Genomic DNA, 19,949 nt, shown 5'->3' on the forward strand with positions numbered 1-19,949 from the left:
TCAGGATTTCAATCAGTGTTTGAATCCTTGTTCGGGCGCCGGTGCAGCAGGTCGAAGCGGGACCACATCGCCTCGGCCGTTTCGATCGACCCCCTGGTCCTGGCCGGGTCGATGGACGCCAGTTGGGCGACGATCGCCTGCACGAGTGCCATCCCGGCGGTCAGCGACGGGAAGAACGTGACGCCCTCGGCCGGCACCATCAGCACGCGCTCCGCCGCGTTGGCCAGCGCTGGGCTGGCCGCGTCGGTGATTGCGAAGACGCGCGCACCCCGGTCATGCGCTTCGTGTGCGGCGAGGACCGTGCTCTCGTACAGGCGCCAGAAGCTGATCGCGACGAGCACGTCGTCCTCGGTGATCTTCGCGGTGGTGTTGGCCAGCTCCGCGTCACCCGCCGTAATCGCGCGCACGTCGTACCCGGCGAGACGGGCGTTGTGCGCGAACGCGATGCCCACCGCCGCGTAGCTGCCGTCCGCGATCACGATCGTGCGGCGGGCCCCCGCGACCGCCTTGGCCACCTCGTTGAGCTCGTGCTCGGCGAACCGGCGGTGCAGCAGCGCCAGGCTGTCGAGGTCACGCCGGAGCGACGCGCCGGCCGCCGAGCCGACGCTGTGGTGCTCCTCGGCGACCTGGGGCGCGCTCAGCGAGGACAGGTACCGCGCACGCAGTTCCTGTTGCAGCGCGGGCCATCCCGCGAAACCGAGCGCCTGCGCCGTCCTGGTCACCGTCGCGACGTTGACCCCCGCCAACCGCGCGAGTTCCGCGGTGGACCCGAACGACGCGCGCCGCGGCTGGGTGAGCAGGACCTGCAGGACGGCGGCCGACTTCGGCCGCAGGCCGCGCTCGGGCAACCGCGCGCGCAGCCATCCTTCGAAATCTTCCGCGTCCACCACTCACTCACCGTAGCTTGTGCTGTGCTGGTAGGTAACAAGCCGATCGGCACCCACGGCGACTGGTCAACGTAGCCCGGCCGCCGGTTGGTCGGTCGGCCCACTTCCGATCGGCTTGTTACGTGCTTGCAAAATCTATTGCAGATTGTCAGAAATGCAGTATACGTTGACCGCCATGACGCTGCTGGCACGACTCGACCGGCTCCCGCTGAGCAGGCCGCACTACCTGCTTCTGCTCGTCGGCGGGCTGGGTTACACGTTCGACGGCATGGACGCGGCGGTCGTCGCCTTCCTGCTGCCCAGTGCGAAAACGGCCTGGCACCTGAGCAACGGCGAACTCGGCCTCATCGGCTCGGCCAGCCCCTTCGGGTTCCTGTTCGGGGCGATCGCGGCCGGCCTGCTCGGCGACCGGATCGGCCGCAAGAAGGTCATGATGTACGCGCTCGCCTTCTACGCGCTGCTTTCGGTGGTGGCGGCGGTCGCGCCGAACTACGAGATCTTCCTCGGCGCGCGGGTGCTCGCCGGGTTCGGCACGGGCGCGGAAAGTGCGATCATCGCGCCCTTCCTCTCCGAATTCGTGCCGGCCAAACGACGCGGCTGGTTCGTCGGGGCGCTCGCGGGATTCTTCTCCTTCGGGTTCGTCGGCGCGGCGTTGCTCGGCCGGTTCGTCGTTTCGGAACTGCCCGAGGGGTGGCGTATCGCGCAGGTGATCACCGCGCTGCCGGTCGTGTTGCTGCTGTGGTGGCGGCGTTCGCTGCCCGAGTCGCCGCGGTTCCTGCTCTCCCAGGGGCGCGCCGCCGAGGCCGAGCGGGTGGTCGCGAAGCTCGAACGCGATGTCGAGAAGGCGACAAAGGCGCCGCTGCCACCCGTGCCGGAGGACGCGGCCCAGCCGATGGCCGAGACCCCGAAGGTCAACCTGCCGACCGCGCTGAAATTCCTGTGGGGCAAGGGGATGGCCCGCCGCACGGCGGTCATCTGGGCCGTGTGGTTCGTGATCACCTTCTCCTACTACGGGTTCTTCTCGTGGATTCCGACGCTGCTCGTCGAACGCGGCATCACCGTGACGAAGAGCTTCGAGTTCTCGCTCATCATCTACCTCGCGCAGGTGCCCGGCTACTTCTCGGCCGCCTGGCTCTCGGAACGGCTCGACCGCAAGCACACGATCGCGCTGTACCTCGCGGGTTCGGCGGTGAGCGCGTTCTGGCTCAGTCAGATGAGCTCGGCCTGGTCGATCACGCTCGCCGGGGCGGTGCTTTCGTTCTTCCTCAACGGAACCTACGCCGGGGTCTACTCGTACACGCCGGAGGTGTTCCCGACCTGGATCCGCGCGACCGGCACCGGGCTCTCGAGCGCGTTCGGCCGGGTGGGCAGCATCCTCGCGCCGACGATCATCGGGGTGTTCGCGTCGAGCCTTGGCTTCGGCGGGGTGTTCGGCCTGACCACGGCCGTGCTGGTGGCCGGGGTGGTGTGCGTGCTGATCTTCGGGCTGTCCACCGCGGGCCGTTCGCTGGAGGAGCTCACCGAACACGGCGCGCCCGCCGCCGTCACCGAAGGGATCGTGAAGTGACCGAGCTGTCCACAGTGGAGGACAAGGTTCGCGCGGCGATCGGGGTGCGGCTGTTCACCGTGCTGGCCTGGATCCCCGAGCGGCGGGCGATGCGGCGGATCTACAGCAGCCACCCGGCGGAGTACCCGGTCGGTGGCGAGAAGAGCGTCGAGATCTCGGCGGGCTGGCTCGAGCGGTGCATCGTGCAACAGGAGCCGTACCTCGGCGCGGACCGGGCGGCGGTGCGCGAAGTCTTCGCCGACCACGAGCTGATCGAGTCGCTCGGCTGTGGTGCGGTGATCAACGTACCGGTAGTTCACGAAGGGAAGACGTTGGGAGCGTTGAACATTCTCGGTGCCGAGGGAGGCTACGACGAGGAGTCCGTGGCCGCGGCGGTGAAGCTGGCGCCGCTGGCCGCGCCCGCGCTGGTGGCCGCGCGATGACGGGTTCTCTGTTGCTGCGTAACGCTTTGCTGCTCGACCCGGAGGTGGGTGAGTACGTCGAAGGCGATCTGCGGTGTGAAGACGGCCGGATCGTGGAGACCGGGCAAGGTCTTCGCGGGGACGTGCGCACCGAAGATCTGCGGGGAGCGGTCGTGCTGCCCGGCCTGATCGACGCGCACGTGCACGTCACGGCCTCGACGGCGGATCTGGGTTCGCTGCCTTCGTGGTCACCGTCCTACGCGGCCGCGCACGGCATGCGGATCATGGGCGAGATGCTCGGCCGCGGGTTCACCACGGTCCGGGACGCCTCCGGCGCGGATTACGGTCTCGCCGACGCGCAGTCCGAAGGGTTGTTCCGCGGGCCGCGGCTGCTGTTCTGCGGGCGGGCGCTGAGCCAGACGGGCGGGCACGGCGACAACCGGAACCGCGGCACCCACGTTCACGACGATCACCCGTGCTGCGCGGGGCTGGGCCGGATCGCGGACGGGGTGGACGCGGTCCGCGCCGCCGCGCGGGACGAGCTGCGGAAGGGCGCGCACCACATCAAGGTCATGGCCTCCGGCGGCGTGGCGTCGCCGACCGACCGTATCGACTCGATCCAGTACTCGGCCGAGGAGCTGACGGCCGCGGTCGAGGAGGCCGGGGCGGCGAACCGGTACGTCGCCGCGCATGCGTACACCGCGCGGGCCGTGAACCGCGCGCTGGAGCTGGGTATCCGGTCCATCGAGCACGGCAACCTGATCGATGACCGGAGTGTCGCGCTTTTCCTGGAGCGCGAAGCGTTCCTGGTGCCGACCCTGGTGACGTACTGGGCGCTGAAGCAGGAGGGACGGGAGCACGGGCTGCCGGAATCGAGCTGGCGCAAGGTCGACGAGGTGCTCGGCGCCGGGATGGCGGCTCTCGAGCGTGCGGCGCGCGGCGGCGTGAACCTCGCCTACGGCACGGACCTGCTCGGCGGTATGCACCGGCATCAGAACCACGAGTTCCGCCTGCGCGCGGAGGTGCAGGCCCCGCTCGACGTCCTGCGGTCCGCGACGACGGTGGCCGCCGAGCTTGTCGGTATGACCGGGGAGATCGGCACGCTGCGCCCGGGTGCGCGGGCCGACCTCCTCGTCGTCGACGGCGACCCGCTCGCGGACGTCACGGTCCTGGCCGAGCCCAAGCACTTCCGGCACATCATCCAGGGCGGCGAGCCGGTCAGCTGACCTCGATGCGTGCGTAGCGCGCCGGGTCACCGCCGAGCCAGGGCAACACCTTGCCGAAGCGGACCAGTTCGCCGTAGTTCGCGGGGTCGACGTGCCCGGCCAGCACCAGGTCCAGCACCGGCCCCGCGGCCTGCGCCGGGGTCTGCGCCTGGCTGAAGTCCTCGAACCACGGCCGCGACGCCCGCGTATCCACCAAACCGGGGCAGACCGCGGCGACCAGCGTGCCGTCGCGCAGGTCCCGTTCACGGCGCTGCGCCGCCACCGCTCGCACCGCCGCGACCTGCGCGATCTTGGAGGGCACGTTGAGCCACCGCGGCCAGCCCTGCGCTTCTGAGGTGCCATCGTGGATCGCGGTTCGCCAGGACTCGACGGCCTTCTCGACGTCGTCGAGCGACACCCCGTCGAACAGCGGGTGCAGGCGCGGATCGAGGTAGCCGAGCGTGCCGAACGAACTGGCTACGACGATCAGCCGCCCGCCGGGGCGTAGTACCGGGCCGAACGAGCGCAGGACGGCGTGCGTGCCGCCGTTGGAGACGGCGATGTAGTGATCCGCCTGCTCGGCCTGCGTGCGCTCGGGGCTGAGCGGTCCGGTCGCGTTGGAGAGCACGATGTCCACCCCGCCGTGCTCACGCCGCAGTTCCCCGGCGAGCGCGGCGACGGCGTCGTGGTCGGTCACGTCGAGCACGCGTCCCTCGACGCGGCTGTTCGCGCCCGCCAGCCGGGTGACGGCCTCCTCGACGCGCTGCGCGTTACGGCCGGTGAGCAGCACGAGGTCCTGCGGGCGCAGCCGGGCCGCGAGACCTTCGGCGAGCGCGAAACCGAGGCCCTGGTTGGCCCCGGTCACCAAAGCGATACGTGTCATGCCGCCAGGCTAGGTACGCCGGAGGGCATGCGGCCAACGAGAGACGCGCACATCTGGTATGCGTAGGACGCATGGACCTGGCAAACGTTCCGACGGTGGCGCTGCGGGTGTTCCGCGAGGTCGCCGAACGCGGCACGCTGACCTCGGCCGCCGCCGCGATGGGCTACACGCAGTCCGCGGTGTCGCGGCAGATCGCGGGCCTGGAGCGGGCCGCGCAGGCCCCGTTACTCGAGCGCAGGCACGACGGCGTCCGGGTGACCGCGGCCGGGCAGGTGATGCTGCGGCACGCGGCGATCGTTCTCGACCAGATCGACGCGGCCGAACGCGAGCTTGCCGGGATGCCGGCGGAAGCGGGCTCTGTGCGGCTCGGGTGGTACATCAGCGCGGGTGCCGTTCTCGTGCCGGGGGCCCTGGCCGCGCTGCGCCGCGCCTATCCCGCGATCACCGTCAGCACACGTGAGGGCACCACCCCGGTCCTGGTGCGTGCACTCCGGGCGGGCAGCCTCGATCTCGCCGTCCTGGGCTCGGTCCCGCCGTTCCGCCCGCCCGACGACGAGTCCCCGCCGCTGAAGCTGCGGACGCTCGCCGAGCGCAGCCTGCGGGTGGCCGTCCCGGTTACGGACCCGTTGGCCCGTAACGACTCCGTGGACGTCACCGAGCTTCGCGGGCGGCGGTGGATCGGCAGCCCGTCCACGCGTGACGAGAAGCTGATGGGCGCCTGGCCCGGTCTGGACGAGCGCCCGGAGATCGCGCATACGGCCCGCGACTGGCTGGCGAAGCTGAACCTCGTCGCCGCCGGCTGTGGGGTGACCACGGTGCCCGCGATGTTCGCCTCCGCCGTGCCACCGGGCGTGAAGGTGCTCACCGTCCGCGGTGGCCCGTCGGAGAAACGGCGGACCGTACTCGCGCGAGCGCCCGGCCCGCTCCCGGAAGCGGTCGCGCGGGTCGCGGAAGCCCTCCAAGCGGCGGCGGCCCAGCCTCATCCGATGGTGCCGTAAGTCCTGCGGAACTGGCGGCCCGGTTCCCCTCCAGGGAGACGAACGTCAGCCCAGCACCGTCGCGACCTCGGCGGCCGGGCCGGTCAGCGCGGGAAACCTGTCGCGCACCCGGCCGTCGTGCCCGGGGATCACGGTCGCCCCGGTTTCGGCGGCGAGGCCGTTGATGAAGGACAGCCCGCGCCGCATCTCGCCGAGATCGGTGAAGGCGAAGAACGGCCACTCGTTTTCGATCTGCTCGTAGAAATGCGCGGCGTCCGCGGCCATGATCAGCCGCTCTTCCACCATCGTCAGCAGCTCCCCGGGAGAATGCCCGCCGACCGGATAGACCGTGACGCCCGGCGAGACCTCCGTCTCCTCCGAGACCAGGCGGAGCCGCCCCTCGTCAGCCGCGAGCTGCACCGCCTGCAGGTGCCCGGCCGTGGCGAACTCCCCCGCGAGCTCGTCACGGCGCCATTTGCCGAGCCAGTAGTCGTGTTCCGCCACCCCGGCGACGACCTCGGCGTTGCGGAACAGACCGAGGTGCCCGATATGGTCGTAATGGAAATGCGACGTGACCACTGTGGACACGTCGAGCGGGTCGATGCCCAGCAGCCCCAGCGCTTCCGCGGTCGGGATCACCGGCTGTTCGCCGAGCCAGTCGCGCTCGCCGATGTCGTACCCGGTGTCCAGCAGCATCGTCCGCGACCCGTCGCGCAGGACCCAGAAGTTGTAGTCCATGTGCAGGTCGCCGTCCGGCTCCCCGTAGGAGGCGTACTCGTGCAGGACGGCGCTCTTCCGCGTGACGCGCTCGCCGTAGCGGACCTGGACGACCTCCAGGCTCACCGCTCCTCCTCCGCCCGCGCGAGCTCCTCATCGAGGATCGGTACGGCGACCGTCGCCGCGTGGATGCCGATGACGCTGACGATCTCCAGAACCTCCATGATCTCCTGCTGGGTGGCGCCGTACCGGACGGCATTGCGCAGGTGGAGCTTCAGGCCCGGTACGTACAGGTGAGTCGCGGAGGCGTCGAACGCCGTGTAGATCAGTTCCTTGACCTTCGGCGCCAGCACGCCGGTCCGCCACGGCACGGACGAGAACTCGGTGTACGCCTCGAACAGCTCCGGGTCGATCTCCAGCATGCCATCCCAGAAGGAATGCCAGTACCCGCGGTTCTCGGTGAACTCGGCCTTGATCCGCTCCTGGTTCTCGTCCAGCGGCTCCGGGCCCGTGCGGATGCCTTCTTCTTCGAGGACTTCCAGCAGCAGCGGCACGCCGATATTGGCTGCGTGGATACCGAGGGTGGAGGTCAGTTCGATGACCTCCATGATCTCCTCCTTGGTCGCGCCGAACGCGAGCGCGGCCCGGATGTGCTGGCGGGTGCCGGGGGAGTACATGTGCGTCGCGGCCGAGTCGGCGGCGATGTAGACGAACTCCTTGACCTTGTCTTCGAGGTGGTTCCTGCGCCACGGCACCGTTGAGAACTTCAGGTACGCGGCCAGGAAGTCGGCGTCGTGGCGCAGGATGCTCTCCCAGGCGTCGCTCCAGGTGCCCCGTACCTTGATGAACTCCGCTTTGAGCTTTTCCTGGCGTGAGGTCAGGCTTGCCGTCATCGTCATCCCTTCCCGTTGTGCATGTTCTCGAGCCAGCGAACGATCTCGGTGTGGTCGGCGCCCGCGGGCAGTTCTTCGGCGGCCTTGGCCCACAGTTCGACGGCGGACTCGCCGAGCGCCGACGGCCAGCCGGTCTCTCGCGCGAGGTCGACCGCGATCCGCATGTCCTTGAGCATCAGGCGCAGCCCGAAACCGGAGTCGAAGGTGCCGGGCAGTACGAACTTGGGCCATTTCGTCTGCGTCGAGCCGCTGCGCCCGCTGGAGCCGTTGACGACCTCGAGCATCACCCGCGGGTCGAGCCCGAACTCCTGGCCCGCGAGCAGCGCCTCCGAGCTCACCAGCAGGTGCGTGGCGGACATCAGGTTGTTCAGCGCTTTGAGCGCGTGCCCCGCACCGGCGCCGCCGACGTGGGAAACGGTGGCTCCCAAGCGTTCCAGCGGCGGGCGCACGCGCTCGACGTGCTCGGCCGCGCCGCCTGCCATGATGGTCAGCGTGCCGGCCTCCGCCCCGGTGACCCCGCCGGAAACCGGCGCGTCGACCATCGGCACGCCGCGGCTCGCGGACCAGTCCGCGACCGCCTTCGTCGAATGTGGACGGGACGAGCCCATGTCGACCAGCACCGTGCCGGGTTTGGCGGCTTCGAGCAGCCCGCCCTTGTACAGCACGTGCTCCACGACATCGGAGTTCGGCAGCATCAGCAGGATCGCTTCCGCGCCTTCGGCAACGGCGGTCAGGGTGTCCACTGTGGTCGCTCCGGCATGTTCGCGCGCGGCCGGATCCGTGTCGAACCCGCGCACGGTATACCCGGCTTCGGTGAGCCGGCGGGCCATGGGGGCGCCCATATTGCCGAGCCCGACGAACCCGAGCACCGAACCGGGAGCCAGCGGTGCGCTCACGGAACCGTGACCCCTTCGTCCTTCAGCTCGGTCAGCACGCGTTCGGCGACGCGGAAGGACTCCAGCGCCGCCGGAGCTCCACAGTAGACAGCGGTCTGCAGAAGCGCCTCCTGGATCTCCTGCTCCGTGCAGCCGTTGCGCACCGCGCCCCGGACGTGCACCGCGAACTCGTGCATCCGGTTGAGCGCGGTGAGCATCACGAGGTTGAGCAGGCTGCGGGTCTTGCGCTCCAGTGCTTCGCGCGTCCACACCTCGCCCCAGCAGTACTCGGTGACGAGCTCCTGCACGGGACGGCTGAAGTCGGTGACCCTGGCCAGCGAGCGCTCCACATGCTCGTGGCCCAGCACCTCCTTGCGCGTGGCCAGTCCTGCTTCGAATGTCGCCTGATCCATTGCTCCCCCTTTCACTGCCGTTCGGCGGCGAGGTACTCTTCCTCGCTCACCGGCGTTTCCCACTGCGTGGTGCCGAGCGAGATGGCGACATGCGCGAGCGCGCGGCCGGTGCTCGCGCCGTGCCAGTGCCGCTCGCCGGGCGGGACCCACACCACGTCCCCGGCCGAAAGCCGTTGCGGCGCTTCGCCTTCGCTGCACACCCAGCCGCTGCCGGTGGTCACCTGGAGGATCTGCCCGCGCTCGTGCCGGTGCCAGTGCGTGCGGGCGCCCGGGGTGAAGTAGATCGAGTTGATGGTGACCCCGTCGGTCGTGGGCAGCACCGGGTCGGCCCACACCGTACCGTCGAAGGTCGCGCCCCGCTGTTCCGTTTCGGCCTTCTCCGGCCTGCCGTGGATGATCTTCATTCTGCTTCCTCTTCGTGCAACCGAATTCCGCCGCTGGCGTCACCGATCGCGTCGACGACCCGGTTGGAGATCTGATCTGCGTAGCCGAGGGACTGCGCCAGCGCGAAGCTCGCCATCGGTCCGGACGAGTTGAGCGTCGGCACGCCTAGCTCGCGCAGGCGGTGCACGTACAGCACGACGTCCTTCATCATCAGCGTGCTGGTGAGCCCGCCTTCGAGGTAGTCGCCGTCAACGATGTGCGGGAACCGGTTCAGCGTCGCGAAGTTGACACCGGTACTCGAGTTGAGTACGTCGAGCAACTGGTGCATCTGCAGGCCCGCCTTCTTCCCGGCGACCAGCACCTCGGCCGTGGCGGCGAGGCTGACCGCGTTCAGGAAGTTGTTCAGCACCTTGGTGGTGTGCCCGGCGCCACTGCCGCCCATCGCGAACACCTTGGCGCTGAACGGTTCCAGGGTCTTCTCCAGCTGGGCGAGCGCCTCGGCCGAGCCGCCGGCCATGAGCGTCAGCGTGCCCTTGTCCGCAGCCGCGGCACCGCCGGAGATGCCGGCGTCGACGTAAGAGACCCCGCGCTCGGCGAACGCCGCGTGCAGCTTCATCGTCGATGACGGCGCGGCGGTGCTCAGGTCCACCACGATCTGCCCGTCGCGGCTGTTGGCCAGCACCCCGTCGTCGCCGAGTACCACCTTCTCGATCACGTTGCTGTCCGGCAGGGAGAGCAACAGGTGGTCGGCGGCCTTGGTGACCTCCGCGATCGAGGCCGCGGCGGTCGCCCCCGCCGCCTCGGCCCGGCCGGGCACCGGGTCGTAGCCGGTCACCGGCTGTCCACTTTCGACGATGCGGCGGGTGATCCGCCCGCCCATGTTGCCGAGGCCGATCATGCCGATCCTTGGCGTACTCATCAGTTCTCCTTTCCGCGCCGGTCGACGGCGGTGGTGTCCCAGGCACCCGCGCCGCCCGAGGGGCGAACCGTGCTGACCATCGCCGAACCGCCGTCCACCGAGATGACCTCGCCGTGCACGTAGGCGGCTTCGTCGCTGAGCAGGAAGGCGACGACGGACGCGATCTCGTCCGGGGTTCCGGTGCGGCGCAGCGGAACCGTGGTGCCGCGCTGGACCATGTCGTTGCCGCCGCCGGACTCGTCCTTCGCCGCCGTGAACAGCCCGGTCGGCACCAGCCCGGGGGCGACGGCGTTGACGCGCACCCCCATCGGCCCGCCGTACATCGCCGCGCCGCGCATCAGGCCGAGCACGCCGTGCTTGGACGTCTGGTACGCGAGCAGGTCGTGGCTGCCGCGCAGGCTCGCGATCGACGCGGTGATGACGATCGCGCCGCCGGTGCCCCGCTCGCGGTAGTGCCGGAACGCGGCGCGCACGCCGAGGAACGGTCCGCGCAGGTTGACGCCCGTCACGCGGTCGAAGTCCTCGGTGCTCAGGTCCGCCAGTTCCACGAACGGCCCGGTGATTCCCGCGTTCAGATGGTGCAGGTCGAGCCGCCCGAACCGGTCGATCGCCGCCCGCACGTAGTGTTCGACGTCGTCTTCGCGGGAGACGTCCCCGGCGACCGCGATCGCCGGGCCGGGTAGCTCGGCCGCGACCTTTTCGGCGCCTTCGCCGTCGAGATCGACGACGATCACGCTCGCGCCCTTCTCCGACAGGCGGCGTGCGCTCGCCGCGCCGATACTGCCCGCGGCACCGGTGACCACGGCCACCTTGCCTGCCAGCATCAACCCTTCCTTTCCGTCAAGGGCCCGACCCGAACGGCGAAACCGGGTTCGAGCGGCTCGAATCTTTGCAGTACCAGGGGATCGTGGCCCGCCAGCAGCACCGTGCCGGGCTCGGCGACAAGCGCGCCGAGTTCGTCGAACCCGCGGTACATCGCCTCGAGATCGGCGACGACGAGGAACGGGCGGTCGAGTTCGACCTCCTCGTAGTAATGCACGGCATCCGAGGCCAGCACGACCGTGCCGCCCTCGGCCTCGACGAGCGCGACGAGCTGGCCCGGGGTGTGCCCGCCGACCTCGCGCAGTTCGATCCCCGGCGCGAGCCGGTGCCGCTTGGGCAGCCGCGTGACCCGGCCCTCCTTGCCGGCCTGGACGATGCCCGCGATGTCCGGCGGTTCCGCGGAGTGTCCGAACTGGACTCGGCCGGCGTACGGCCCGGTCCAGAAGTCCAGTTCCCGTGCGGAGATCAGGATCTCGGCGTTCGGGAACAGGTCGATGTTCCCGGTGTGGTCGTAGTGCGCGTGGGTGATGACCACCTGCTCGATCGCCGCCGGGTCGATGCCGAGCCGGTCGAGGGCCTCGGGCACCGGGCAGGTCATGGTGCGGCCGCGCCGCTCGCCGACAGCGGGGGTGAACCCGGTGTCGACCAGGACGGTCCGCTCCGGGCCGCGCAGGACCCAGAAGAAGTAGTCCATCCCGAGTGGACGGTCGGGTTCGCCGTACACGTGGTAGTTCAGGTACACCTGGCTCGCGACTGTCTGCCGGGTGGCGAACCGCACCGCGAGCACTTCCCAGGTCATCAGCCGGCCTCCCGCACGGGTTCGGGTGCCGGTGCGTCGGCGCCGATGTTCCGGCCCGCGGTCTCGGGCAGGTACTTCACCAGGAACACGGTGGCCACGAGCGCGACCAGCACCAGGTACGAGGCGGGCCATACGCTGCTGCCGGTGGCGCTCGCGATCGCGCTCGCGATGAAGGGCCCCGGCCCGGCCACGAACGCCAGCGCGATGTTGAACCCGGTCGCGCTGCCGCTCGACCGGGTCGCCGCCGGGAACAGTTCGACGAGCATGACCACGGTGGTCACGCTGACCAGCGACTGCGGCAGGATGAGCAGGAGCATCCCGAGCAGCACGGACGCCACGCCGCCCTGGCCCATCAGCACGAACGCGGGCAGCCCCAGCAGGATGTAGCCGACGCTGCCGACGAGGTTGACCCGGCGCCGGCCGAACCGGTCGGAGATCGCGCCCGCGACCGGGCACAGTCCCATGTAGATGATCAGCCCGATCGCGCTCAGGATCAGCGAGTTCGCGCGGGACAGGTGCACCGTCTGCGACAGGTAGTTCACCACGTAGGTGGCCAGGTAGTAGAAGCCGAGCCCCTGCACCGCGGCGATCGCGAGGGTGAGCAGGACCGGCTTTAGGTCGCGCTTTCCGGCGGCCCGCAACGGTTTGTCGGAAACCTTGCCGAGCCGCCTGAGGTCGGTGAACACCGGCGTCTCGTCGAGCTTCAGCCGCACGTAGAGGCCGATCAGCGCGAGCGGCGTGGCGAGCAGGAACGGGACTCGCCAGCCCCACGAGAGCATCGCCTCCGCGCTCACCACCGACTGCAGCAGCAGCGCCACGAAGCTGCCCGCGACCGTCGCGAGCGCGGCCGTCGCGGAGATGACGCTGCCGAACACGCCGCGCCGGTTGCCCGGCGTCATCTCCAGCAGGAACGCCGAGGACCCGGTCCATTCGCCGCCCGCGGAGAAGCCCTGCAGGCAGCGCAGGACGACGAGCAAGGCGGGGGCGAGCACGCCGACGGCCTGGTAGCTGGGCAGCGCGGCGATGAGCGTGGTGGTGATGCCCATCATGAGCACCGAAACCGACAGCGTGAACCGCCGGCCGCGGCGGTCGCCGAGCGAGCCCAGGACCAGCCCGCCGATCGGGCGGAAGAAGAACGCCACGCCGAAGACGGCGAGCGAGGAGAGCAGGCCCACGGTGGCGCTGCTGGTGGGGAAGAAGACCTTGCCCATGGTCGGTGCGAAGAAGCCGTAGACGGCGAAGTCGAACCACTCCATGAAGTTGCCGACGCCGGCGGCGAGCGCCGCCCGGCGTCGTATCCGGCCTGAGCCGGCCGGGGACAGCGTTGTCATGTCTCTGACTCCTACGATCAACCCTGATCATGTCCGCTCAGTGGACAGAACACTCATTGAGTGGACGTGCTGGCGACAAAGCTAGGCTGCGGCCTGCCGGGTTGTCAATCGGCCCGGGTGTCCGCTGAGTGATAATGTGATCCACCATGCGAACCGGATCCGAACCCCCCACGGGCACGGTCGCCCGGGCCGTCGCGGTGCTGCGCGCCGTGATCGAGGCCGGCGAGGACGTCAGTGTCGCCGAGCTGACGGAGACGCTCGGGCTACCGCGCCCGACCGTGCACCGGCTGCTCGACCTGCTGGCCAAGGAGGACATGGTCGAGCCGGACCACGGCACCCGCCGCTGGCGGCCGACCGTGGAGTGCCAGCGGCTCGGCGCGGTGCTGGCCGCCCGCCGGGACCTCGTGCGGCTCGCGCGGCCGGTGCTCGCCGAGGTCGTCGAGCGCAGTCAGGAAGCCTGCCTGCTCGGGGTGTACCTGCCGCGGCGGCGGGAGATGATCTACGCCTCGGAACACACCTCGCCGAACCCGCTGTCGTACCGGATCGAGCTGAACTCGCCGGTCCCGGTCAACTGGGGCGCCTCGGGGCGGGCGATCCTCGCGTTCCTGCCCGAGGAGGAGATCGAGGCGATCCTCGCCGAGCGCGCGCCCAACCCGGTCACGGGCGAGAAGGCGCCTTCGGCGAACGTGCTGCGCCGCGAACTGGATTTCATCCGTCAGGCGGGCTTCGCCTTCTCTCGCGGGCAGAAGATCCCGGGCTCACGCGGTATCGCGGCCCCGATCCTCGGCGCGGACGGGATCGCGGTCGGCAGCCTCACGCTGACCATTCCCGAGATGCGCTTCCGCGAGGAGGCCAAGGAACAGCTCGCGGAAATGGTGATCCGGGGGGCCGGGGAGCTGAGCGTGATGCTCGGTTACCGGGCGCCGCAGGCGTCCGGCGTCGCCGGCCGCCGCTAGTCGGGAAGGCCTTTCCGCCGTGAGGGAACCATCCTCAAAGGACAGTCTGGCCGTTGCGCCACACCTGCCGGATCCGGCCCGCCAGGTCGCGCACGTCGAGTTCGGTGCCCGCCAGAAGTAGGAGATCCGCGCGGAGCCCCGGCGCGATCCGGCCGCGATCGTGGTCGAGCCGGAGTAGCCGCGCGGCCTCACTCGTCGCCGCGGCCAGCGCGCCCGCGTCGCCGAGCCCGCCCGCGGCCAGCAAGCGCAACTCGGTCAGCAGGTCGACGTGGGGCCGGGGCGCGAGATCCGAGCCCGCCGCGATCGGGACTCCGGCCTCGCGCGCCAGCGCGAGTGAGCGAAGGTGCGCGGGTTCATCGATGGGCGCGAGCGTCGGGACGTACCAGCAGCCGCGTTCCCGGAGCACGCCCACCGCGCTCTCGTCGAGGAACACGCCGTGCTCGATACTGCGGGCGCCCGCTTCGGCGGCCGCGACGGCTGACCGGGCGGTGTGGGCGTGAGCGAGCACGTCCCGGCCGCAGCGGCGCGCTTCGTCGACCAGCGCGTGCAGTTCCTCGTCCGACGGGCCGATATCCAGCCCCGCGCGCACCGACCGCAGCGCACCGCTGGCCCCGGCCTTGATCCAGTCCGCCCCGGCCCGCACCATCCGCCGCACGGCCGCGCGCGCCGCGTCCGGCCCGTCGAACACGGGATCCGGCAACGACGGGTCGGCCAGTGTGTCCACCGTCCCGGCATCCGGGCTCCAGTGATCACCGAGCCCGCCGGTCGGGGACAGTTGCCGGAGGCTGATCAGCAGATCTGGGCCGGTGATCCAGCCTTCCCGCAGCGCGTGCTTGAACCCGGCGTCCGCTCCCCACGCGTCGCGCACGGTGGTGACCCCGCGCTTGAGCAGCCCGCGCAGCACCGGCACCGCTTCCAGGATCCGCGCGCTGCGGGGTAGTTCGTCCGGTCGCGGGAACGCGACATGCGCGTGGCAGTCGATCAGCCCAGGCAGCAGCAGACCCCCGGCGCAGTCGACCCGCTCGGCACCCTCTACATCGGACTCGACCGCGACGATCCGGTCGCCCCGCAGGAGGACGTCTCGGCGCTTCGTCGCGCCCTCGACGGGATCGAAGATCAGCGCACCGGTCAGCACCGTGTCGTGGTTCACGGGCGGTGATCCTAGCCCGTACCAGGCCGACCGTGCAGACTCGCTGGTGTCAAAGGGAAGCCGCTAAGATCCTGATTATGCGATTCGCCTTCAAGACTTCCCCGCAAAACACCGATTGGGCGGATATGCTCGCCGTCTGGCAGGCCGCCGACGATATCGACGTCTTCGAATCGGGGTGGACATTCGACCATTTCTATCCGATATTCTCCGATCCGGCCGGTCCGTGCCTCGAAGGGTGGGTCACGCTGACCGCGCTGGCCCAGGCCACCCGGCGGCTGCGCGTCGGCACCCTGGTGTCCGGGATTCACTACCGCCACCCCGCGCTGCTGGCCAACATGGCGGCGACGCTCGACATCGTTTCGAACGGGCGGCTGGAGATCGGGATCGGCGCCGGCTGGAACGAGGAGGAATCGGGCGCATACGGCATGCGGCTCGGGCCGGTCAAGGAGCGCAGTGACCGGTTCGAAGAGGCGTGTGAGGTGCTGGTCGGCCTGCTGACCCAGGAGACGACGAGCTTCGCGGGCGAGCACTACCAGCTCACGGACGCCCGGTGCGAGCCGAAGGCCGTGCAGAAGCCGCACCCGCCGATCTGCATCGGCGGCAGTGGCGAGAAGCGGACGTTGCGCACGACCGCCCGGTTCGCGCAACACTGGAACTACGCCGGCGGCCCGCCCGAGGAGTTCGCGCGCAAGCGGGACGTGCTGTACCAGCACTGCGCCGACCTGGGCCGCGATCCGAAGGAGATCACGCTGTCGGCCCACGTTCGCCTCGATCCGGAGCCGGACTACGCCAAGGTCGCCGCCGATGCCGCCGCACTCGGCGAAGAGGGCCTCGACCTGGCGATCGTGTACCTGCCGCCGCCGCACAGCCCGCACGTGCTCGAACCGCTGGCGCAGGCCCTGGCCCCGCTGACCTGAGCCCGCCTCGGGTGACCCCCACGTGCACGCCGCTTGCCGGACCCTCTAAGCTACTGTTCACCGCCCCGCGCGCGGGGTGGTGGCCGGGATGTGGCGCAGCTTGGTAGCGCACTTGACTGGGGGTCAAGGGGTCGCAGGTTCAAATCCTGTCATCCCGACGGTCAGTGGTCCGTTTACGCAGGTAGACGGGTCGCGATAGCTGAAGAACGAGAGAACCGCCCCGCGGCATGTCACGTTCATGCAACACGGGGCGGTTCTTTCGTTGTCAGGCTGCTCGCTGGTCCAGCAGGGCTACTCGCCGCGCGTCGAGCGTGTCGGCTACCTCGTCGAGGCGGTCCGGGAACAGATGCCCGTAGATGTTCAAGGTCATCGCCGCGTCCTTGTGACCGAGCATGTGCTGGATGACCTTCACGTCGGCTCCGGCTGCGATCGCGAGCGATGCCGCGGTGTGCCGGAGCTTGTGCGGGGTCAGGCCCTCGACCTGGAGCTTGGCGGCCGTCACCGCGGCGTTGAACTCCCGGACCCGCCAGTTGTTGGCCCTGAGCGAGTGGCCGCGGGCGGTGCGGAAGACCAGCTCGTTGGCCCCGCGCCCACCGATCACCCGGGCAAGCTCGGGAACCAGTGACGCCGGGATCGGGACGGTCCGGCGCTTGCCGGTCTTGGGCAGGCCCTCGTGCTGAACTCCGTTGACCTCGTAGAAGGTCGTCGCGATCCGAAGGCGCCGCTTGGCGAGGTCTACCCGGCCGACACGCAGGACGGCCGCCTCGCCCCACCACGCGACGCCTTCCAACCACACTCACCCGAAGCGATCATCGACAACATGATCGACTTACGCCCAGAGCGGTGACTACGAAGGTCAGGGCAGCAGAGTGAACGCCTGGACGTGACGAGGACGAACCAGCGAGAAGTGCTTCCGGTCGAGCGTGGCGACCTCGGACGCGTTATACCGCTCCGCAGTGGTGATCACATACGCGTCCGCCGTGCCCAGTGGCAGATCCGAGTACTTCTCGACCAGTTCGGCCACCCGGCCTGCTCCCCCTTTGCCGAGGGAGACCAGCTCGTACAGGCCACGGGCGACGTCCCGATGGAACGCGGCTTCCGCCCGGGTTCCGACGCGACGCCACAGCACGTAGCCGATCTCCGCCAGTACGGGCTCAGGCAGCAGCAGCGGTCCAGGATGAGTGCGGAGTAACGCACGGCACTGCTCATGCGCTGCATCCCGCGCGTTACCTAGAGCGACAACGGGACCGGTATCGACGACGATCACTCGGCGCCGTGACCTTCGCCGCCTCGCTCACGGAGGATGTCCTTGGCGCGCGCCGCGAGATCCGGCTCAGCCTCGAACATGCCATCAAGCTCGAACTCCCGGACTACCGGCCGCTCCGGCAGCTCGTCAGCCCAACGCCGCAAGTCCTGCACAACGGTGTCCAGCCGCTCAGCGGGCACCGCGTCCAGCAGTCGATGCGCTTCCTCCCGGGTCGTCATGACCTCATGGTACCCGCGGGACTAGCCTGTTCCAGCACCCAGCGTAGACATGTCTTGAGTCAGATGATGGGTGCCGGTTCGTGGTCAGTTGAGGGGTGACACTTCCTAGCCGGTAGTGCTTCTGACTGTGTGACTGTAGCGTTCGATCGACGGTCTTGTCGGAGAGTCCGTGACGCTCGAAGGACGTGCCCTGCCGTGTCTGGCGCTGATGAGGTCGGACTGCCTACGGACCTGCACGATCGGCTGGTCGGGCGGGTGATCCGGTTCGCGCGCTTCTTGACGAACAATGCCGACCCGCTCGAACGGGTCGAGGCGGTGCGCAGTACCCGCGCCGAGGCGGTCCGGGTCTTGATGGGCGGCACCAAAGTCAACGATGACCGGCAGGTATGGGTGATCAGGGCGCACGGCGATTTCGTCAACCATCGTGCCGCGCTACCGGGCCAGCCACTCCGCCGCGCCGACACGTTGCTGATGATTTGTGACGCCGGCACGCTCACTGTCGTTGACTGGGGAACCGGACCACAGGGAGCAGACCTCCACGTGCTCGGCCCGACCTATCCACTCGACGCGGGCGGATGATCGGGTGTTCGCCGCCCAAATGCCTTGTGTCGCTTGACCTCCTTCGAGCTGGTGCGGGGCACGGTGGTGATGGGTTCGTCGTGGTCATCGAAGACCCGCAGCACGGTCTCGTGGATCTCGATGGTGACGACCCTGCCGGCGTGGCGGAGCCCGACCTGAACGCGTTGCCCGATGACCTGAGTGGTGCCGCGGCTGGAGACGCGGCGCTGCACCCTCGGCGGTCGTCGGTCGACGGTGGGGCGTGGCCCGGCGACGCGGGCCCGTTGCAGTCGCGCCCGTTGGTGGGGCGCGAGGGTAAGGGGCATGGTGCGGACCACGGCGCCGTCGATGATCACATGCGCGAGCTGGGCTTCCAACCGCAGGGTGACCCGGCGCCCGGCCCATTGGGCGCCGACGGAGATCAGGACACCGGCCAGGGACACGCAGCCGGAGTAGTTGACGGTGCGGTCCACCTCGATCGGCGCGCCGGCGGCGAGGTGCGCGGCCGCCGGCCTGGCCGGTGGCGGACCGCCGGGACGGGCGCCCTGGGCACGCAGCCGGTTCAGGTCGATGCCGGTCAGCCGGGAGGGCACGGTCTTGAGGTGATGCCCCTCGTGGCTCAGGTGCACGGTGGTGCTGTACATCCACAGCCGGATGGTCTGGCCGACCAGGTGGCGGCCCAGCCAGAACTGTTGCCCACCGACGCCGAGGTTGCCGCTGGCCGGGATCACCCGCTCCAACTCGATGCGGGCGCTCGGCGCGCACGATCACCCGCATCCCGGGTGGCCAGCCGGACAGGTCGATCAACCCGGTCAACTCGGCCACCCACGCCCCGTCCCGAACCTCACCGTCGGCGTTGTAGGCCGGTGTCCACACGTGCCTGGGGATCAGATCCACCTTGGCGGCGGTGGTCTCGGTGAGTGTGAAGCCGACCGAGTACTGCAGCCGCCGATTGTGGCAGTACCGCACGAAGTCGTGTGTGCCGCCGCCGGAATCGGTGCGCACCAACACTTTCTGGCCGACCCGATACCCCGGCTGGAACGGCAACTGCGCCAACGCCTCGGACAAGACCTGCTGGTGATCGGCGGCGGTGTTGCTGCCGGCGTTGCCCGGCCGCAACATCACCACCAGCGGCTCCCCGGTCCCGTCGCCGCCGTGGTCGGCCCACGCGCCTAGCGGATGAAACCCGTATCCTTGCTTGAAATTCGGTGCGGCGCGTTCCTTGTCCGAATGCGCGGTCACCAACGTGGCATCCAGATCGATGATCAGTGGATCGTCGGCGTCGATGCCGTGATCGGGTGCATGATCACCGGCGCTTTCCCATGCCGCCGCACGGGCCGCCGCGCGCGCCGCTCGGATCGCGCTCACCGCCTTGCCCGCGTCGGCGGCCAGCGCAGTCACCAGCCGCGACACGGTCGGATCCGAGGCCACCAGCCCAAACACGCCCGGCTCGACCCGCGTCAGACCGATGTCGGCCAGGCAGTCCCCGCCCAGCGCAACCGCGACCGCCAGATCCAACACGACCTTGCCCGGATCGTGCACAGCGAGAGGTTTCCGCCACGGCGACAACGCATCCAACAGGGCCGTGGTCAGCCCGACCGTATCGGCCGTGCGCAGCAGCAACACCGCCCCGGCCTGCGACACGACACCCGAACCCGACCCGCCTACCGCCAGCCGCGGATACGGCGAACTACACTTGCCCACCTGAATGGTGCTCCTCGAACTACGAGCGATACGACCTTCGACAAGCCGTATCATCGCAGCTCAGAGCACCATTCTCCTTCCACGGCACACCGGTCGAACCCACACC

General features: G+C 69.7%; 23 protein-coding genes, 1 tRNA gene and 1 pseudogene. 8 read left to right on the forward strand and 17 right to left on the reverse strand.

The genetic code is table 11. The features are described from left to right. Positions 1-8 precede the first annotated feature (8 nt). A complete protein-coding gene (locus tag FG385_RS08820; RefSeq protein ID WP_139096122.1) occupies positions 9-890 on the reverse strand; it encodes a MurR/RpiR family transcriptional regulator in 882 nt (293 codons plus the stop codon). A gap of 172 nt (positions 891-1,062) precedes the next feature. Between FG385_RS08820 and FG385_RS08825 the strand changes: the two genes are divergently transcribed. The 3 genes from FG385_RS08825 to FG385_RS08835 are packed head-to-tail and all read left to right on the forward strand — an operon-like array spanning position 1,063 to position 4,081. Beyond that, positions 1,063-2,454, forward strand: a complete 1,392-nt coding sequence (locus FG385_RS08825) for an MFS transporter (RefSeq protein ID WP_139096123.1) — start codon at positions 1,063-1,065, stop codon at positions 2,452-2,454. Continuing rightward, a complete protein-coding gene (locus tag FG385_RS08830; RefSeq protein ID WP_139096124.1) occupies positions 2,451-2,876 on the forward strand; it encodes a GAF domain-containing protein in 426 nt (141 codons plus the stop codon). The genes FG385_RS08825 and FG385_RS08830 overlap by 4 nt, the downstream gene beginning before the upstream one ends. Then, complete coding sequence (locus tag FG385_RS08835) at positions 2,873-4,081, forward strand: metal-dependent hydrolase family protein (protein ID WP_139096125.1); 1,209 nt, start codon at positions 2,873-2,875, stop codon at positions 4,079-4,081. Before FG385_RS08830 ends, FG385_RS08835 begins: the two co-directional genes overlap by 4 nt. On the opposite strand, the gene FG385_RS08840 is transcribed toward FG385_RS08835, so the two are convergent. Next, complete coding sequence (locus tag FG385_RS08840) at positions 4,074-4,943, reverse strand: SDR family NAD(P)-dependent oxidoreductase (protein WP_139096126.1); 870 nt, start codon at positions 4,941-4,943, stop codon at positions 4,074-4,076. The genes FG385_RS08835 and FG385_RS08840 overlap by 8 nt on opposite strands. Positions 4,944-5,014: 71 nt before the next feature. Here FG385_RS08840 and FG385_RS08845 point away from each other — a divergent pair, with 71 nt between their 5' ends. Next, the gene (locus FG385_RS08845; protein ID WP_139096127.1) at positions 5,015-5,941 is read left to right on the forward strand and encodes a LysR family transcriptional regulator; all 927 of its coding nucleotides are present in this window, start codon (positions 5,015-5,017) and stop codon (positions 5,939-5,941) included. A 45-nt stretch (positions 5,942-5,986) separates the two neighbouring features. Here the strand turns inward: FG385_RS08845 and FG385_RS08850 are convergent, their stop codons facing one another. From FG385_RS08850 to FG385_RS08890, 9 genes are read right to left on the reverse strand one after another with little or no spacing between them, the layout of a single operon-like run. Continuing rightward, positions 5,987-6,763 carry an N-acyl homoserine lactonase family protein gene (locus FG385_RS08850; RefSeq protein ID WP_139096128.1) on the reverse strand — a complete coding sequence of 259 codons (777 nt, stop codon included), beginning with the start codon at positions 6,761-6,763 and terminating at the stop codon, positions 5,987-5,989. Beyond that, complete coding sequence (locus FG385_RS34740; RefSeq protein WP_235022458.1) at positions 6,760-7,530, reverse strand: carboxymuconolactone decarboxylase family protein; 771 nt, start codon at positions 7,528-7,530, stop codon at positions 6,760-6,762. The genes FG385_RS08850 and FG385_RS34740 overlap by 4 nt, the downstream gene beginning before the upstream one ends. Before the next feature lie 2 nt (positions 7,531-7,532). Next, positions 7,533-8,426, reverse strand: coding sequence for an NAD(P)-dependent oxidoreductase (locus tag FG385_RS08860; protein WP_200834365.1), 894 nt, complete (start codon positions 8,424-8,426; stop codon positions 7,533-7,535). After that, positions 8,423-8,818, reverse strand: a complete 396-nt coding sequence (locus FG385_RS08865) for a carboxymuconolactone decarboxylase family protein (RefSeq protein ID WP_139096130.1) — start codon at positions 8,816-8,818, stop codon at positions 8,423-8,425. The genes FG385_RS08860 and FG385_RS08865 overlap by 4 nt, the downstream gene beginning before the upstream one ends. An 11-nt stretch (positions 8,819-8,829) precedes the next feature. After that, positions 8,830-9,222 carry a cupin domain-containing protein gene (locus FG385_RS08870; protein ID WP_139096131.1) on the reverse strand — a complete coding sequence of 131 codons (393 nt, stop codon included), beginning with the start codon at positions 9,220-9,222 and terminating at the stop codon, positions 8,830-8,832. Further along, on the reverse strand, positions 9,219-10,121 hold the full coding sequence (locus tag FG385_RS08875; protein ID WP_139096132.1) for an NAD(P)-dependent oxidoreductase: 903 nt from the start codon (positions 10,119-10,121) through the stop codon (positions 9,219-9,221). The genes FG385_RS08870 and FG385_RS08875 overlap by 4 nt, the downstream gene beginning before the upstream one ends. Next, entirely contained in the window at positions 10,121-10,945 is an 825-nt protein-coding gene (locus tag FG385_RS08880) for an SDR family NAD(P)-dependent oxidoreductase (protein WP_139096133.1), read from the reverse strand. Before FG385_RS08880 ends, FG385_RS08875 begins: the two co-directional genes overlap by 1 nt. Continuing rightward, entirely contained in the window at positions 10,945-11,742 is a 798-nt protein-coding gene (locus FG385_RS08885; RefSeq protein WP_139096134.1) for an N-acyl homoserine lactonase family protein, read from the reverse strand. The genes FG385_RS08880 and FG385_RS08885 overlap by 1 nt, the downstream gene beginning before the upstream one ends. Then, positions 11,742-13,073, reverse strand: a complete 1,332-nt coding sequence (locus FG385_RS08890; protein WP_235022459.1) for an MFS transporter — start codon at positions 13,071-13,073, stop codon at positions 11,742-11,744. Before FG385_RS08890 ends, FG385_RS08885 begins: the two co-directional genes overlap by 1 nt. A 146-nt stretch (positions 13,074-13,219) precedes the next feature. Between FG385_RS08890 and FG385_RS08895 the strand changes: the two genes are divergently transcribed. After that, positions 13,220-14,029, forward strand: a complete 810-nt coding sequence (locus FG385_RS08895; RefSeq protein WP_139096135.1) for an IclR family transcriptional regulator — start codon at positions 13,220-13,222, stop codon at positions 14,027-14,029. 34 nt (positions 14,030-14,063) lie between these two features. Here the strand turns inward: FG385_RS08895 and FG385_RS08900 are convergent, their stop codons facing one another. After that, on the reverse strand, positions 14,064-15,179 hold the full coding sequence (locus FG385_RS08900) for an amidohydrolase family protein (RefSeq protein WP_139096136.1): 1,116 nt from the start codon (positions 15,177-15,179) through the stop codon (positions 14,064-14,066). A gap of 77 nt (positions 15,180-15,256) precedes the next feature. Between FG385_RS08900 and FG385_RS08905 the strand changes: the two genes are divergently transcribed. Further along, positions 15,257-16,096 (forward strand): LLM class F420-dependent oxidoreductase, encoded by an 840-nt coding sequence (locus FG385_RS08905; RefSeq protein WP_200834366.1) that lies wholly within the window; start codon positions 15,257-15,259, stop codon positions 16,094-16,096. Between the two features lie 84 nt (positions 16,097-16,180). Beyond that, positions 16,181-16,254: transfer RNA gene (locus FG385_RS08910), tRNA-Pro, on the forward strand. A gap of 107 nt (positions 16,255-16,361) precedes the next feature. Here the strand turns inward: FG385_RS08910 and FG385_RS08915 are convergent. The 3 genes from FG385_RS08915 to FG385_RS08925 form a co-directional block, all read right to left on the reverse strand. Further along, positions 16,362-16,886: a tyrosine-type recombinase/integrase gene (locus tag FG385_RS08915; RefSeq protein WP_200834367.1), complete on the reverse strand. Its 525-nt coding sequence runs from the start codon at positions 16,884-16,886 to the stop codon at positions 16,362-16,364. Positions 16,887-16,952: 66 nt separating this feature from the next. Next, positions 16,953-17,363: a type II toxin-antitoxin system VapC family toxin gene (locus tag FG385_RS08920; RefSeq protein WP_139096137.1), complete on the reverse strand. Its 411-nt coding sequence runs from the start codon at positions 17,361-17,363 to the stop codon at positions 16,953-16,955. Next, complete coding sequence (locus tag FG385_RS08925; RefSeq protein ID WP_139096138.1) at positions 17,360-17,581, reverse strand: hypothetical protein; 222 nt, start codon at positions 17,579-17,581, stop codon at positions 17,360-17,362. The genes FG385_RS08920 and FG385_RS08925 overlap by 4 nt, the downstream gene beginning before the upstream one ends. 255 nt (positions 17,582-17,836) lie before the next feature. On the opposite strand from FG385_RS08925, the gene FG385_RS08930 reads away from it, so the two are divergent. Beyond that, entirely contained in the window at positions 17,837-18,160 is a 324-nt protein-coding gene (locus tag FG385_RS08930) for a hypothetical protein (protein WP_139096139.1), read from the forward strand. On the opposite strand, the gene FG385_RS34745 is transcribed toward FG385_RS08930, so the two are convergent. Together FG385_RS34745 and FG385_RS34750 are read right to left on the reverse strand one after the other, a co-directional pair. Continuing rightward, positions 18,136-18,870 carry a hypothetical protein gene (locus FG385_RS34745; protein WP_235022471.1) on the reverse strand — a complete coding sequence of 245 codons (735 nt, stop codon included), beginning with the start codon at positions 18,868-18,870 and terminating at the stop codon, positions 18,136-18,138. The two genes, FG385_RS08930 and FG385_RS34745, sit on opposite strands and share 25 nt — an antisense overlap. Positions 18,871-18,883: 13 nt before the next feature. After that, positions 18,884-19,843, reverse strand: a pseudogene (locus tag FG385_RS34750) (IS1380 family transposase); the annotation flags it as partial. Positions 19,844-19,949: the final 106 nt, after the last annotated feature.

It is taken from the genome of Amycolatopsis alkalitolerans (genome assembly GCF_006152065.1).
GTDB lineage: Bacteria > Actinomycetota > Actinomycetes > Mycobacteriales > Pseudonocardiaceae > Amycolatopsis_E > Amycolatopsis_E alkalitolerans.